Origin of the sequence: Undibacterium sp. KW1 (genome assembly GCF_009937955.1) — a bacterium.
Lineage (GTDB): Bacteria > Pseudomonadota > Gammaproteobacteria > Burkholderiales > Burkholderiaceae_D > Undibacterium.
In genome coordinates, this window is sequence record NZ_AP018439.1 from 1409922 (window position 1) to 1425413 (window position 15492).

The following is a 15492-nucleotide window of genomic DNA, read 5'->3' on the forward strand; positions in this document are numbered from 1 at the left end:
AGAAGAGTATATGCAGACACAAAGCGGGCAACTTTGGAATGAAGATTTAGCACCTACTTCAGAAGCGCAGCGTACCTGGCGCTGGTATCACTTTGCCGCTTTGTGGGTGGGTATGGTCATGTGTATCCCGGCCTATACCCTGGCAGCCAGCCTCATTGAAGGTGGCATGTCGGGTTACCAGGCGGTGGTGACCGTGTTTATTGCCAATGCCATCGTACTCGTCCCCATGTTGCTGATAGGCCATGCTGGTGCCAAATACGGCATCCCTTATGCGGTGCTGGCACGCACTTCCTTTGGCGTACGCGGTGCCCGTTTGCCTGCCCTGATGCGTGCCATCGTCGCCTGTGGCTGGTATGGCATACAAACCTGGTTTGGCGGACAAATGATTTATACCCTGGGTGGGGTATTGATTGGTCATCCTCTCGGCGGTGACAATATTGCCGGCCTGGGCATTAATGCCGCGCAACTGGTTTGTTTCCTGATTTTCTGGGCCATACAGTTCTGGTATATCTTCCACGGCATGGAGTCCATACGCAAGCTGGAAACTTATACCGCACCACTTAAAATCATCATCTGTTTCGTCTTGCTGGGTTGGGTCTATAACAAGGCTGGCGGTTTTGGCCCCATCCTCGATCAGCCATCCCAATTTGTTGAAGGTGGAAAAAAAGCCGGGCAATTCTGGAGTACCTTCTGGCCCTCATTGACAGCCATGGTCGGCTTCTGGGCTACTCTCGCGTTGAATATCCCAGACTTTACCCGCTTCGCCAAATCGCAAAAAGACCAGATCCTCGGACAGACCATAGGCTTGCCTGCACCTATGGGCTTGCTGGCACTGCTGGCCGTGATCGTCACCTCTGCCACAGTAGTCTTGTACGGCAAAGCCCTGTGGGACCCGGTAGACCTCGCAAGCCGCATGACGGGCATTGCCGTTCTGATCGCCTTGCTGGTTTTGCTGATAGACACGGTATCCGTCAACCTGGCCGCCAACCTCGTTGGCCCCGCTTATGATTTCTCGGCACTGAACCCCAAGCTTATTTCATATAAAACAGGTGGCTATATCACCGCATCCATCGCCCTCATCATGATGCCTTGGAAGATTTTGGAATCTACCCAGGGTTATATCTTCACCTGGCTGATTGGCTATTCCGCCTTGCTAGGCCCCATAGCCGGTATTTTGATTATCGATTATTACTTCATCCGCAAGACAGAAATTGATGTCGCAGCCCTGTACCAGGATGAAGGCAAGTACAGCTATAAAAATGGCTGGAACATGGCCGCCGTGATCGCCTTTGTGATCGGCGTCTTGCCAAATATCCCGGGTTTTTTGAACGCGGCTTTCCCGGCCAGCTTCCCGGCTATTCCAGAAGTATTGAAGACCATCTACACCTACGCCTGGTTCGTCGGCCTTGCCTTGTCCGGTGTGGTGTATATGGGTTTGATGAGTGGTAAGAAGGTTTGAATGTGCAAAATTACGAGGTAGGTTGCAATAACGTAGGTTGGGCAACGCTTTATCTACCCAACACTGGGCCTCAATTAACGTATACGTTTTTGAAGGCCGAGTGTTGGGCTGATAACCCGTAGCCCAACCTACGATACGCGGCCCAATCACGAGAAACCAATGCCCACTATCTCGCACACCCAATGAATTAATGAAGGAACTGCCATGACCATCCTGATACGCGGCGGCACTGTCGTCAACGCAGACCGCGAATTTAAAGCCGATGTCCTCTGCGACAACGGCAAGATCATCGCCGTAGGCGACAACCTCGACGCACCTGCTGGCGCCGAAATCATAGACGCCGGCGGCCTCTACGTCATGCCCGGTGGCATAGACCCGCATACGCACATGCAATTGCCCTTCATGGGCACGGTCACGCAAGACGATTTCTTTACCGGAACTGCTGCTGGCCTGGCGGGTGGCACGACCAGCATCATCGATTTCGTCATCCCCAATCCGCAACAAAGTTTGATGGAAGCCTTCAACACCTGGAGCGGCTGGGCAGAAAAATCTGCCGGTGATTATTCCTTCCACGTTGCCGTTACCTGGTGGGATGACACCGTTCACGCTGACATGGGCAAGCTCGTCAATGAACATGGCGTCAACAGCTTCAAGCATTTCATGGCCTATAAAAATGCCATCATGGCCGATGACGAGATTCTGGTAAAAAGTTTTACCCGCGCGCTGGAACTCGGTGCCATACCTACCGTGCATGCAGAAAATGGCGAACTCGTCTATGTATTGCAGCAAGAGCTCATGAAAAAAGGCATGACAGGCCCACAGTCCCACCCCTGTCACGCCCACCCATGGTAGAAGGCGAAGCCGCACAGCGCGCCATCGCCATTGCCAATGTACTTAATACGCCGCTGTACATCGTCCATGTATCCTGCCAGGAATCACTCGATGCCATCACCCGCGCCCGTGCCCACGGCCAGCGCGTGTTTGGTGAAGTGCTGGCAGGCCATCTCGTAGTCGATGACAGCGTCTACAAGAACCCGGACTTTGCCCAGTCCGCAGGTCATGTCATGAGCCCGCCTTTCCGCAGCAGCCATCACCAAGAGGCGCTGTGGCAAGGCCTGCAAGGCGGCAACCTGCATACCACGGCGACTGACCACTGTACCTTCTGCGCCGCCCAAAAAGCCGCAGGCAAGGATGATTTCACCAAGATACCCAACGGTTGCGGCGGTATAGAAGAACGCATGATGGTCCTGTGGGATGCCGGTGTAAATACCGGGCGTTTAACGCCATCAGAATTCGTCAAGGTTACCTCCGCCAACTGCGCACAGATTTTCAATATCTACCCGCGCAAAGGCGTGATTGCCGAAGGTGCAGACGCCGACATCGTGCTGTGGGATGTGAATGGCACCAAGACACTGTCAGCCAAGACACAATTCTCCAAAGGCGATTTCAATGTCTTTGAAGGCTGCACCGTCAAAGGCATACCAACGCACACCATCAGCGGTGGCAAGCTGGTGTTCAAACAAGGCGAATTAATGGCAGAGATGGGAGCAGGGCGTTATATCAAACGTCCATCCTTTTCGCCCATGTTTCAAGCGCTGAACAAAATGCGCACGTAAAAAATAAGATCAGGAGTAATACAAATGTCTACCGCAAACTTACGTATCAATGGAGACCGCCTCTGGGCTTCATTGATGGAACTGGCACAAATCGGTGCCACACAAAAAGGTGGCGTCAAACGCCTGGCCCTGACTGATCTCGACAAACAAGGCCGCGACCTCGTTGTCTCCTGGGCCAAACAGGCTGGCCTCACCGTCACCATAGACCAGATAGGCAATGTCTTCATGCGCAGGGCAGGCAAAAACCCGGCACTGCCACCCATCATGTCCGGCAGCCATATCGACACCCAACCCACCGGCGGCAAGTTCGACGGCAACTACGGCGTGCTGGCCGCGCTCGAAGTCGTGCGCACCCTCAACGACCACAATATAGAAACCGAGGCACCGATAGAAGTCGCCTTCTGGACCAATGAAGAAGGCTCGCGCTTCGTCCCCGTCATGATGGGCTCAGGTGTATTCTGCGGCGCATTTTCACTGGAGACTGCTTACGCAGCGAAAGACACAGAAGGCAAAACCGTAGGCGATGAACTGGAGCGCATAGGCTACAAAGGCACAGAAGTGCCAGGCCAGCACCCCATCGGTGCCTACTTTGAAACCCATATAGAACAAGGCCCGGTACTCGAAGATGCCGACAAAGTCATCGGCGTCGTCCCCGGCGTGCTTGGCCTCTCATGGTATGACTGCGTCGTCACCGGCATGGAAGCCCACGCAGGCCCCACCCCCATGGCCCTGCGCAAAGACGCCCTGCAAGTCTCCACCAAAATCATGCAGGAAGTCGTCAATATCGGCAACCGCTACCCGCCCTATGGCCGTGGCACCGTCGGCATGGTGCAGGTATTCCCCAACAGCCGCAATGTCATCCCCGGCGAAGTTAAATTCAGCATAGATCTGCGTAATGTGTCGTCCGAATTGCTCGACACCATGCACAATGAAATCCTCGCCTTCGTCGATAAAACCAGCAAGGACAGCGGCCTGAACATCAGCGTAGAACGCGTATCCTATTACCCCCCATGCCCCTTCCACCCAGACTGCGTCAACGCCGTACGCGAAGCCACAGCCACCCTGGGCTACAGCACCATGGATGTCGTCTCCGGCGCAGGCCACGACGCCATCTACACCGCCAGGCTCGCACCATCCGGCATGATCTTCGTACCCTGCAAGGATGGGATCAGCCACAATGAAATTGAAGACGCGAAATCAGAACACCTGGAGGCAGGGTGTAATGTGTTGTTGCATGCGATGTTGGGGAGGGCTGGGGTGGTGTAGAGATAAGTTTTTAAAGATGTCTCATTTGTTATATTGAGTTTAATGAATTGTGAACACTATTGTTTTGGTCCAAATAGGAATATGTTTAAAATTGATAGTTCTTGCAATTTGTTGCTCTGATAGAATTAGCTTCCCTAGCAATATTTGCTCTCTCATTAATTGAAAGTTATGACATGTCAGAGGTTTTAGACGTTTTTCAAAATCTTTTCATTCATAGATCAAAATCTAGTCGTGAAGAACTTCGCCAAAATCTAATTGACCATGCTGTTTTTCCTTGGACGCATGTTTCAGATGAGGAAGGGGAAGAAGTTGAATATGGCGAAATTTTATTGATGGAACGTGCTGAGAACGGAAAACTTCCGGGCGTCAGGATTGGTCTTTGGCCTACTGTTGACGGATATTCTATTCTCAATATTATTCCCATAAAAACAGGTTCGATTAATGAAAAAATTTACAATGAAATTTTGCAAGAATTTGCTAATTTAGTTGTATTTCCTGCAATCGTTGATGGTAACTTTTCTGTACACATTTCGAAAGGATATCAATCTATCGACGACTGGTTTTCTCCGACAGCTGTAGCTGCGTTTAAGCGATTCAGTAATGCTGCAAACAAGTCTACTGGTGCGTCACATCCACTTGACAACGCTCGATGGATCGCATTTTTAATAGATGTTCATAGAAACAGACAATCGGTAGACAGCGACTTTTTTTTTCGATGGATGGTTGAGATAGAGGGATGGTCAGAGGAAATTGCACATCATTTGGTAATTCAATACGAATTTGCAGGTGTCCTACTTCAAAAGTATGATGAGACTAAATAATGGGGCTTACACAAGAAGAAGCTTCAAGAATTGTTGCCTCAGGAAGTCCGATTCTTTGTTTTGACACATGCTCGATTCTTGATGTAATGCGCGACCCCACCCGAGAGTCGTTAAATCCGCTTGAGATCATGGCTGCACTTGATTTGCTAAATAAAATGGAGGAAGGCGTAGAACTCATAGGTTTGATTGCAACTCAAGTTCGATTCGAGCTTTCTGAACATTTGAATAGAGTGGAAGATGAGGCTAGGGATTCGATCATAAAATGGCAAAATCGTACTCAGAAAATTAATGCTGTTTCTGTCGCGCTTGGCGCAACAGAAACAACAAACTTGAGCCATTTGGATTCGCATGTAGCAAGAGCGAGAGCTGTCGTCGATAGAATTATTCAAGCTGGAAAGTTGTTTGCACAACCTCTCCATGTAACTGAAAAAGCTTTTGCACGTCTCAATCAAGCAAGAACTCCTGCAAAAAAAGGAAAGGATTCAATGAAAGATTGTGTGGTAATCGAAACGTATTTGAGCGTTGTTGATACCCTTCGGTCTTCGGGCTTGAAATCAAAAATTGTTTTTATCTCATCAAATACAAAAGATTATGCTGGAGATACAGGTTCGAAACTTAAATTGGATTTGGCATCTGAGTTTGCATCAAGAAATATGGAATATGCCCCTAATATGGGAGCGGCAAAATTTTTTCTGGGATTTTAACGTTCCATTGCTAACTCATTGAGTGTTCATAGCATTAATGAATCGAAAAATTTGTGCTTACTCGTTGTTTAATCACGCTTTCCTCCCGAAAAACACCCCACAAACGCATCCGCCACATCCGTGACCCTTGCAGTGCGGGCCAGGTCGCCATGCATGACCAGCCAGACGTCGTAACTGTCTTCGCGATCTGGCCACAGGCGAGTGCGCAGGGGATCGTTTTCTGCCAAGTGGACTGCCAGTTCTGCTATGCCCATGCCAGCACGCGTAGCTTCAAGCATCATCATGGCGCTGCTGACTTTCATGGTGACACGGGCGTTGGTGATGAGCAGACCGCAGATTTTTTCTGCGTGGCGGGGTGCGATGCGTGCTGGTAGCTGATGATGTCGTGGCCGTCGAGGCTTTTGCTGTCTGCTGTTACTTCGTGTTTTTCCAGGTAGGTTTTTGCCGCGAACAGGCCCAGCTTGCGTTTGGTCAGGTGGCGGGCAATGAGGTCGGGGTCGGTGGGCCTGACGAGGCGCACGGCAATGTCGGCTTCGCGCCGGATGAGCTTGTTCAGTTGTGTTGCGGTGCTCAGCACGATGCGGATATTGGCGAGGTTGCGATCCAGGCCAACATTATGAGATCCGGCAATATTTTCGCTACCACATCTTGATCCGCGTTTCTATCACGGGCACGAGGCAAAAATCACCTGGACTCGCAATTAAATGGGCTCTGCCTGTACTACAGAACCCAATTCAGCAATGCTTCAGAATCAGCACTCTCTTTCACGATGCTCAACTTCAACGCCATCATTGACTACAGTGTACTTTGAAATCAAACCCATGGTCTTATTTGTCGCTTTGAGTCCTGTATATTCAAGCGCGCTCAGAATGCCAAAAAATGAGGCTCCAAAATCATCTGCGCCATGATCTTGACCCTCGATATGGATAGTCAGTTCTTCGTTATTCCCTGCAATTTCCATTTCAACTTCGTTGTCTGTGGCCGTATTCACGAAGAGTTCCACCGCGCCTTTTTTGAAAACATCTGCGTAGTCTGAGTAGTCGCTAAAGCAGGATTTGATGATTTCTATGGTTTTTTTTGATTCGATATTGGCTTGAGCAAGTACTTCGGGTATTTTTGAATACTCTTGTTTGTTTAGAATGGGGACAAGGCTATTCAACACTTGAACTGTGCTTGACGAAGGTGCATGCAAGGTAGCGTGGAATCGAAACTCTTCTGACATGTTATTTCCTTTAGTGATGAAAAGTAGTGATGTGTTTATCGCTGACAGCAGATGCATTGTAGTGAACTGCTGCGTCCGTCTACGAAGAAATTTCTTTGCGACAATATTGAAATTAGATTAATGTAATAATTTGATGAAGTCAAATTTTTCTGCCGTGTTATGTATTCAGCGCATATCCTTGTAGATGATTCAAGTAATCTTTAGCGTCAATCACATGCGTTGTGATAAATCAAAAAAATCTCTTCGGAAGGAACTGTCACCATGAATGAGGAAGCGGAAAAACTACCAGACGTATTTGAAGAGGTGATCACTGATGTCAACAGAATAAAATACCTGTTGAGGGAATATTTGACGCGTCCATCAATATGCATACGGGCAAGAGACGAAAAATTTGCTCAGTTGTATTCTGATCCTTATGGACATGTGTGGGGCATGGTGATTCCAGAATCAGTGCCTGAAATATTCCAGCTACCTTACTTGAAACGGTGCAGGAGTTACCTTGTCGGTGATGATAATCTCGAAGTCAAACAGCCTGTTCTTTAAATTCTTTGAATTCTGTTAATTCATAAAATATGCACAAACTGTTCAAGCTTGAAGATTGTTTTGAGATTAAAGGAAAAGGCCTGGCCCTGGCAGGCATTGCTGACGACAAAGAATTGCCTCTTCCTGCAAAAAATAGCCTCATTTTCGCGAAAAGACAAAATTCAGATTTTCTTCCGCTTAAGCTTCTCGATGCAGAATATATGCGTAATTGCTGGTCGCTCCATAAGCCTAGAAATATGGTCTTGCTTGTTGCGATTGATGAAGTTACACGGGACTTGGAAAGTGGCATTGAGATTTGGTGCAATTCGTAACGTCCATAGATTTTTTCTGATCATGAAGTCGTATGCACTTCTTCACACATAGGCATGGATATCAAACTCATCAATCTGCTCAGGATTCATGAACTTTTTCCCGTACTCCAGATACGCCCCTGATTTCAGAAATAAAGAAAACAATTCACCATCAATGTGCTGGTCTTTTTTCATGAAGCTCATGATCTTGATCGCTTCTGACAGGGTCTTGCCTTTTTTGTAGGGGCGGTCGGCAGCGGTCAGGGCTTCGAAGATGTCGGCTATCGCCATCATGCGGGCGGGGATGCTCATGTCTGCGGCCATCAGGCGTTTGGGGTAGCCTGTGCCATCCATTTTTTCATGATGGCCACCGGCTATCTCTGGCACTCTGGCGAGGTGGCGCGGGAAGGGGAGTTTTTCCAGCATCATGATGGTTTGTATCATGTGTTCATTGATCTTGTAGCGTTCTTCTTCTGACAGGGTGCCGCGAGCTACGGTGAGGTTATACACTTCGCCACGGTTGTACAGGTGTTCTGGCACCTTGACCTTGAAGCCCCATGGGTTGTCAGGTGTGATGGTGTCGCGTGGTGACCTTGTGAAGATGTGCTCTGGCTTGTCGCTCAGCAGTTGTTCCTGTACTGGCAAGTTTGGTTCTGTTGTGCGGTTTTTACGTTCTTTTTCGTCGTGTGAAATGCCGATGCGATCGGACAGTGTCCTGTGCCAGTGGCGTCCGGCAATGTCTTGTATGCGGGCGATTTTATCGGGCGCCATGAATTCGCCTCCTTCATTGCATTCGGCGACGAAGGCGAAATCGCTGTCGAGCTGGGTGATGGTGTCGTCCAGTTTTTTCTTGAGTTCTGCGGCATCATTGCCAGTATCATCCTTAGCCACGGCTTGCCAGTAATCAATTTGCGCATCGCGTTTCAAAACCTCGAAGCGCATGCGTATTTCATGGATGCGGTCATACAGGGTTTCGAGCTTGGTGGCTTTGTCGACGATGTATTCTGGCGTGGTGACTTTGCCGCAGTCATGCAGCCAGGCGGCGATGTGCAGTTCTTCCCATTCTGTCTCTGTGAGCTGGAAGTCTGCAAACGGGCCTTCGGTTTCCTTGCAGGCAGCCTGCGCCAGTAACTTGGTCAGTACAGGTACGCGCTGGCAATGGCCGCCCGTGTAAGGACTCTTTGCATCAATTGCACTGGCGATCAGTTGTATGAAGGCTTCGAGCAAGGCCTTTTGTTCCTGTATCAGGCGCTGGTTTTCTATGGCGACTGCGGCTGCGCCAGATACTGCCTCGGCCATGGCTTGCCTGCCTGGGTCTATGTCTGCATCATCTATCACCAGGGCGATTGCACCGACCAGTGTGCCACTTCTATCTTTTAAGGGGATGGCAATAAGGGTAGTGGTGTGGTCAGTGGCAGGCAGGGTGCTGAAGTAGCGCGTCAGGTCTGCTGCCTGCAACTGGCAAATGCTGCTACGGGATTTGCAGGCTAGTATGACCGGATGCGTTTCATCAGCCATGCTGATGCTGTGTGCATTGGTATCCAGCACCTGATGATCAGCATAGGCTTGCACCACTTGCATGGCCTTGTCTTGAGGCTGATAGAGGTAGAGTATCCCGGATTTGGCTTCGGTGATCTCTGACATTTCCTTCAATACCCGCGCCAGCAATTTGTCGTAGTTGGTTTCTGACGCCAGGCTGCTGGCAATATCGAGAAAGGAGCGTATGGTCGCCTTCATGCCGCGCATGGAATTGCTGAGGTCGGCAATTTCCTTGATGCGTGACTGGATATTGATAGGGCTCTTGAAATCGAAACGGGCAATCTTGCTGGCTTCGTCATTCAATTGCTTGAGTGGGTTGGATGCCAGGCGCGAGAAGTAAATGGTGACAGCTATGCCTATGATCAGCATCACCAGAAACAACAAGCTGGTTTGTTTGCGCATCCTGATGACATCGGCCAGCAATTCTTCATGCGGGCTGGCGATGAGTATGCGCAAGTCATGGCCGCCGGGGATTTGTATCTTGCCCTGATAGGTCGCCCAGGTTTTATCGATTGCATCCAGTGTCTGGCTGCCGTTGCCGGCGCTGCTGTCGAGTTCACGTATTTTGTTGAGGACGGGGGCATTTTGCTCAGCCAGGGTAGGCATGCCCTGGGTGCCATCCAGTTTGGTGACGATTTGCGGTTTGTAGGCGGGTTGTTTGCCATTTTGCCAGGCTAGCAATTGACCCTTGCTATCTATCAGGGCGATTCTGGTGGACGGGGTGACGTTGCTGTTCCTGATGGTTTCATGGATGGTGGGCATTTCTATGTCTATGCCGACGATAGCATCAGCATCGACAATTTTTTGTGCATAGGTCACGCCTATCTGGCCGGTCGTGAAAAAGTAATAGGGTTCGCTGACATTGGCCTGGCTGGCGTTTTTCATGGCGGTTTCATACCAGCCACGTTGACGTGGATCATAATTGCGCAGGGGAATTTGCTGACGGCTGATTTCATTGAGCCTGTCATCCAGATACACCAGGTGTTCGACCATCTTACCCGCATCCATGCTGGTGCTTTGTACTATCCAGGTGGTCTTTGTCGGTGCCTTGAATACATCTTGCCCACCATTGGATTTGGCATATTGGCGTAGCAGGAAAAATTCGCCACTGGCAAAACCCACATAAACAGAAGTCGCAGATTTGACGCTGGTGATGGCCTTGGCCAGATAGTTTACGTGGGTCAGGCGTTCGTTCAGGTCTTTGCCAGTAATGGGATGTGACTGGGCAAGTACCTCTGTCTGGTTTTTTACCGGCTCATAAATGTCTTTGACATTGCTGGCGACTTCATTTCCTATCAGGGCGTAGCTGCTATTGGCTTGCGCCAATATGATCTGGCTCATGCGGCTGAATTGCACTGTGCCCATGGCGATAGCGAAGATAAGGATCAGGCCGGTGAAGAAATAGGAGATGTAAATGTGAAAATGGACATTTTTCCTGATGCGCATGAATGACCCGCCTGAGTTTATCTGCTACATGATGGGAGTGTGTTTTTAAAATGCCTTTAAGACAATCTCATGGTAGAGCTTTCTTTGCAATAGCGCAATTGAAAACCTCGCATGTGCGTTTTGTGACACTGGCGGGAGGCCCAAGTTTATAGGCGTCTTGCCAGGCCGATTGTCTTGTCTATCCATTTCTGCCTCTGTGCTGGCTGGGAATTGATGACCGGCCCCAGGCTCAGTATTCTCACAGGTTTAATGCCACAGAACTCAAGGACAGTGCGCTTCATTTGATGTATGCCCGGCGCACGGTAGTAAAGGCCAAAAAACCAGGGTGGTGTATCCATGGTGATCAGCAAGTGGGCCGAGCGGCCTTTCAACAAGCCTTCAGGAAAGCTTTTTCCGGGATGGTATTTGAAGGCGAAACCTGGGAGCAAGACTCGATCCAGGAAACCTTTCAGTAGTGCAGGCACGCCTCCCCACCATATGGGGAAGACAAAGCAAAGGTGCTCGGCCCATAGCAAGGACTCTTGTGCCATTTGCAGATCGGCCTCCAGAGGCTGTATGACTTTATAGCCTTGGTGCAAGATGGGATCAAATACCAGTTGGTCCAGCCTTAATATCTGCACATCATGACCTGCTGTACGGGCTGCCTGTACATAGATATCGGCGAGATCAGAACCAAAACTATTGCCGCTGGGATGGCTGGCAATGACTAACACACGCTTTTTTTGCATACTGTATCCAAATTGGTGAACCTGGCTACAGTGTGCACCTTGTCCCTAGGGACAGAGTCAAGCTATATCAATCAGCATACTAATAGACAGGGAAACTGGTGCAGACAGCTTGTTGCGCTGCAAGTTGTGCTTGCAGGCAATCTTGGATTTCTGCCTGCATTTGCAGCAGGCTGGCATCAAGCGCATGAAGTTTTTTAATTTCAGTTTGCACGACTGCACGCTTATCGTGCAAATACTGTGCTATCAATGCCCAGTCTGGTTCGCCGTGCGCTGTATGAAGCATGGGTTCCAGTTCTGACAGGCGAAAGCCCAGGCTTTGCGCTTGCCTTATCAACTGCACCTGCAAGACATTTCTCTCTGTATAAACCCGGTATTTCCCCAGACGTTGCACCTGGCCAAGCAAGCCCAGGTTTTCATACAGGCGTATGGCTTTTGCCGAAGCATTTGCCAGGCGCGCGAGTTCTCCTATATACATCCATGCTCCTGTCTCATAAGGAAATTTAGGTATTAATGGGTAAATCGATGTAAAACCTGGTGGCTTGCCCTGGCATGGATTCAAAGCTTATGGTGCCGCCCATTCTTTCTACCAGTTCGCGGGTAATGGCCAGGCCCAGGCCGGTGCCGCCGTTTTGCCGGGTGTCGGAAGAATCTGCCTGGGCAAATTTCTGGAATATTCTGTCGCGGAATTCATGCGGTATGCCCATGCCGTGATCGATGACGCTGATACGTAGCGCAGGCAAGAGCGGCAGTTTGTTCGTGCGCTTTTCTACTTCGATATTGACGACATCATTTTCTGGTGAATACTTGATGGCATTCGACAGCAGATTCGACAAGACTTGCATGAAGCGCTGAGTATCAACCGTGATGTTGACGTCAGGCAGCTGACTTGCCAGACGCAGGCTGACCCCGCGTTGTGTGCCAAAGGTCTGGTTGGCATCGACTGCTTGTTGCAGCAAGTCACGGACCGCTACGGTTTCGAGTCTGAATACCATTTTGCCTGCAGTGAGTTTTTCCATGTCCAGCAGGTCGTTGATGAGAAAGGTCAGGCGCTGGCAATTTTTGTTGGCAACATCAATCATCTGTTTCATGGGTTCAGGATAACTGCCAAACACGCCACCAGAGATCAGGCCCAGCGCGCCTGAGATCGAGGTCAGGGGCGTGCGCAGTTCATGGCTGACCGTGGAAATGAATTCATTCTTGATGGTCTCGGTACGTTTGCGTTCGGTAATATCGCGCATCAGGGCGATGAACAGGGGTTGCCCCAGGCGCGTGACCGTGGATACTGACAAATCCAGTGGGAACAGGCTGCCATCCTGACGACGCGCTTCCACTTCACGTCCTATGCCTATGATGCTTTGTATGCCAGTTTCTGGCGCTTGTGCAGTAATGTCGTCTTGCACAGGATAGGGAATGATATGACGTATGCTGCGGCCCAGTAATTCGTCAGCCGCATAATCAAAAATATGAGCGGCGGCATTATTGACACTGAGGATGATTTGCTGCTCATCAAAAGTGATGATGCCATCAAGCACATTGTCGAGAACGGCACTGGTATGGGCGGCTTGATCACGCAAGTCTTCTGCGGCGACTCTTCTTTCGCTAATGTCCTGGAAAGTGCCATAAACGCGAACGCATACCCCCTTTTCAAATTGCGGGAAGCCAGTCACATGGACCCACCTGTCATTACCCCTGGCGGTACGAATGCAAAATTCGCCGTCAAATGACATGTTTTCGCGGATGGCCCGGGCAAATAGCGCGCGGATTTCTTGCTGGCTTTGTGCGCCTGTGTAAAAGGCAATGGCATTATCGACACTGCATTCAAATGCCTCATCTACTTCATGTATCTGCCGGGTTACCTTGCTCCATTGGAGCTTGCGGGAGTTGACTTCAAAGCCCCAGGTGCCTATGCGGGCGGCAGTATTGGATTTTTCCAGTAGTTCATAGGCGTGTTCGAGTTCTGCTTCCGCTTCTTTTTGCTTGGTGATGTCGGCATGGCTGCCTGACATGATCAGGGGTTCACCATTCGGCCCCCAACTGACAACGCAGCCTCGGTCATGTATCCATATCCAGTGGCCATCCTTGTGGCGCATACGGCTTTTCAGGTCAAAATATTCAATTTCTCCCTTGAAGTGCTGCTCTATCATGTCACTGGTCAGCTTCAAATCATCCGGATGACATAATCGAAGCCAGGTATCAACGGTAGTCGGTTCGAGTTCTGCTAGAGTGTAACCCAGCATCTCAGCCCAGCGTTCGTTATAGATGGTTTCGCCGGTCAGGATATTGCATTCCCAGGTACCAATATTGGTACCCTTGATGACGTTGATGAGTTGGCGTTCCGTTTCGAACCGGTGTTTTTGAACACGGGCTGCACTGATTAGCTGCCCGAGTGTGCTGAACAGGGGATTGAGGAATTCAACCTCCCGCTGATCATAGGCATCCGGTTTGTTGGCTATGCCAACCAGGGCAATCAATTGACCGTCGTATTGCACAGGTATGCACAAGAAATATTGCAAGGTATCGAAATGTGCGGGGAATACCTGGTCAAGAGCATTGACGTCCAGCGCATTGTCGATGACGGGCTGCCCAGACCTGAGTGCCGTGCCATATCTGGATTTTAATTGCATGCAGGCCATATCCCTGTCTGCGGCATCCAGAGTGGTGCTGGAGATACCCGGAGTGGCAGTATTCCAGGCCAGCATCATGCTTTTCAGGGCCGGGTTGCTGACGGTATTATCCTTGACTTCGCAGATAAAACCATAGGCGCTGGTTGTCAGCTTCAAGATTGCTGCGAGCAGTGATTCAAAGCCTTTTTCCTGGTCGGTTTCACGGATGAATAGAGCTTGTGCCATGGCGATGGCATCACTGAGTGCGCGTTGCCTTTGCAATTGCCGGTCCAGCTCCTCTCTTTTCATGACACCGGTAATCCAGTCAGCCAGCAGACGTACAAATTCTGTTTCTACTTCTGAAAACGGGAATGACCTTGGTTCGGTATGCCAGATGCACAGTGCGGCATCATCCCTGGCATTGATATGCAGGCGCAGGCCTATCAGGCATTGTATCTGTGCTGGTATGGCGTTCCTGTACTTGCTTTGTGCCAGGTCTGCTGCATGAATGAGCCCCTTGTGTGCATCTTCTGGCAGTATGCACAGCGGTGCCGAATGTGCAGCCGCCATTTCTGGATGCAGCGAATCCCCGGACTGGCAGACCAGGCGGGCTTTGCCGCCGGCTTGTATTCGGCTGATCTGGCCACAGCTCATGCCGAGATAATCGCAGGCCATGGCAAGGGTTTGTTGCAAGGCTGCTTCAGGGTTTTGGTGCGACAGGGCGGTGATGGCAGTCAGCGATAGCAAGGCATGCAATTGCCTTTGCTGTTCTTCGCGAGCAAATTCACTCTCTACACAATCAGCCAGGTCACGCAGGGCAGCCAGGTCTTCTGCACTAAGTATGCGCGGTTTGGTGTCGATGATGCAGAGGGTACCCAGGCTTTGGCCATTGCGTGCACGCAAAGGCGCGCCAGCATAAAAGCGTATATTGGGGTCATCGCTGACCAGAGGATTGTCGCTGAAACGCGCATCCTGGCTGGCATCGGCGACATACAGAATATCCGGCTTGAGTATCGCATGACCGCAGAAAGAAATATCTCGCGCCGTCTCGCTGACATCCAGACCCTGTTTTGACTTGAACCATTGACGGTCGCTATCGATGAGGGAAACCAGAGCAATCGGTGTCTTGAACAAATGGCTCGCCAGCCGCGTCAGCCGGTCAAAACGTTCTTCTGGTGGTGTGTCCAGTATGGCGCAGGCTTGCAGGGTTTGCAGGCGCAATATCTCATCGACAGGAAAATCAGGTGCTTGCATA

13 protein-coding genes and 1 pseudogene are annotated in these 15492 nt (G+C 50.2%); 7 read left to right on the forward strand and 7 right to left on the reverse strand.

What is annotated here, in order from left to right; all coding sequences use genetic code 11:
* Nucleotides 1–10 precede the first annotated feature (10 nt).
* From UNDKW_RS06280 to UNDKW_RS06300, 5 genes and pseudogenes are all read left to right on the forward strand, one after another.
* Nucleotides 11–1459 (forward strand): NCS1 family nucleobase:cation symporter-1, encoded by a 1449-nt coding sequence (locus UNDKW_RS06280; protein WP_162058007.1) that lies wholly within the window; start codon nt 11–13, stop codon nt 1457–1459.
* 204 nt (nt 1460–1663) lie between these two features.
* Nucleotides 1664–3075 (forward strand): annotated as a pseudogene (gene hydA / locus UNDKW_RS06285) (dihydropyrimidinase).
* 24 nt (nt 3076–3099) lie between these two features.
* The gene (locus tag UNDKW_RS06290; RefSeq protein WP_162058008.1) at nt 3100–4341 is read left to right on the forward strand and encodes a Zn-dependent hydrolase; all 1242 of its coding nucleotides are present in this window, start codon (nt 3100–3102) and stop codon (nt 4339–4341) included.
* Between the two features lie 101 nt (nt 4342–4442).
* Nucleotides 4443–5162, forward strand: coding sequence for a hypothetical protein (locus tag UNDKW_RS06295; protein WP_162058009.1), 720 nt, complete (start codon nt 4443–4445; stop codon nt 5160–5162).
* The gene (locus UNDKW_RS06300) at nt 5162–5866 is read left to right on the forward strand and encodes a PIN domain-containing protein (RefSeq protein WP_162058010.1); all 705 of its coding nucleotides are present in this window, start codon (nt 5162–5164) and stop codon (nt 5864–5866) included. The genes UNDKW_RS06295 and UNDKW_RS06300 overlap by 1 nt, the downstream gene beginning before the upstream one ends.
* A gap of 68 nt (nt 5867–5934) precedes the next feature.
* On the opposite strand, the gene UNDKW_RS30810 is transcribed toward UNDKW_RS06300, so the two are convergent.
* The 3 genes from UNDKW_RS30810 to UNDKW_RS06315 form a co-directional block, all read right to left on the reverse strand.
* Nucleotides 5935–6168 (reverse strand): substrate-binding domain-containing protein, encoded by a 234-nt coding sequence (locus tag UNDKW_RS30810; protein WP_255431533.1) that lies wholly within the window; start codon nt 6166–6168, stop codon nt 5935–5937.
* Nucleotides 6165–6443, reverse strand: a complete 279-nt coding sequence (locus UNDKW_RS30815; protein ID WP_162058011.1) for a LysR substrate-binding domain-containing protein — start codon at nt 6441–6443, stop codon at nt 6165–6167. The genes UNDKW_RS30810 and UNDKW_RS30815 overlap by 4 nt, the downstream gene beginning before the upstream one ends.
* Before the next feature lie 174 nt (nt 6444–6617).
* Nucleotides 6618–7088: a hypothetical protein gene (locus UNDKW_RS06315; RefSeq protein WP_162058012.1), complete on the reverse strand. Its 471-nt coding sequence runs from the start codon at nt 7086–7088 to the stop codon at nt 6618–6620.
* A 261-nt stretch (nt 7089–7349) separates the two neighbouring features.
* Here UNDKW_RS06315 and UNDKW_RS06320 point away from each other — a divergent pair, with 261 nt between their 5' ends.
* Both UNDKW_RS06320 and UNDKW_RS06325 read left to right on the forward strand, forming a co-directional pair.
* Entirely contained in the window at nt 7350–7631 is a 282-nt protein-coding gene (locus tag UNDKW_RS06320; RefSeq protein WP_162058013.1) for a hypothetical protein, read from the forward strand.
* A 29-nt stretch (nt 7632–7660) separates the two neighbouring features.
* Nucleotides 7661–7942 (forward strand): hypothetical protein, encoded by a 282-nt coding sequence (locus tag UNDKW_RS06325; RefSeq protein WP_162058014.1) that lies wholly within the window; start codon nt 7661–7663, stop codon nt 7940–7942.
* A 42-nt stretch (nt 7943–7984) separates the two neighbouring features.
* Here the strand turns inward: UNDKW_RS06325 and UNDKW_RS06330 are convergent, their stop codons facing one another.
* From UNDKW_RS06330 to UNDKW_RS06345, 4 genes are all read right to left on the reverse strand, one after another.
* Nucleotides 7985–10906 (reverse strand): HD domain-containing phosphohydrolase, encoded by a 2922-nt coding sequence (locus tag UNDKW_RS06330; RefSeq protein WP_162058015.1) that lies wholly within the window; start codon nt 10904–10906, stop codon nt 7985–7987.
* Between the two features lie 146 nt (nt 10907–11052).
* Nucleotides 11053–11634, reverse strand: a complete 582-nt coding sequence (locus tag UNDKW_RS06335; protein WP_162058016.1) for an NAD(P)H-dependent oxidoreductase — start codon at nt 11632–11634, stop codon at nt 11053–11055.
* A 79-nt stretch (nt 11635–11713) separates the two neighbouring features.
* A complete protein-coding gene (locus UNDKW_RS06340) occupies nt 11714–12109 on the reverse strand; it encodes a MerR family transcriptional regulator (RefSeq protein WP_162058017.1) in 396 nt (131 codons plus the stop codon).
* A gap of 25 nt (nt 12110–12134) precedes the next feature.
* Nucleotides 12135–15491 (reverse strand): PAS domain S-box protein, encoded by a 3357-nt coding sequence (locus UNDKW_RS06345; RefSeq protein ID WP_162058018.1) that lies wholly within the window; start codon nt 15489–15491, stop codon nt 12135–12137.
* Nucleotide 15492 lies beyond the last annotated feature (1 nt).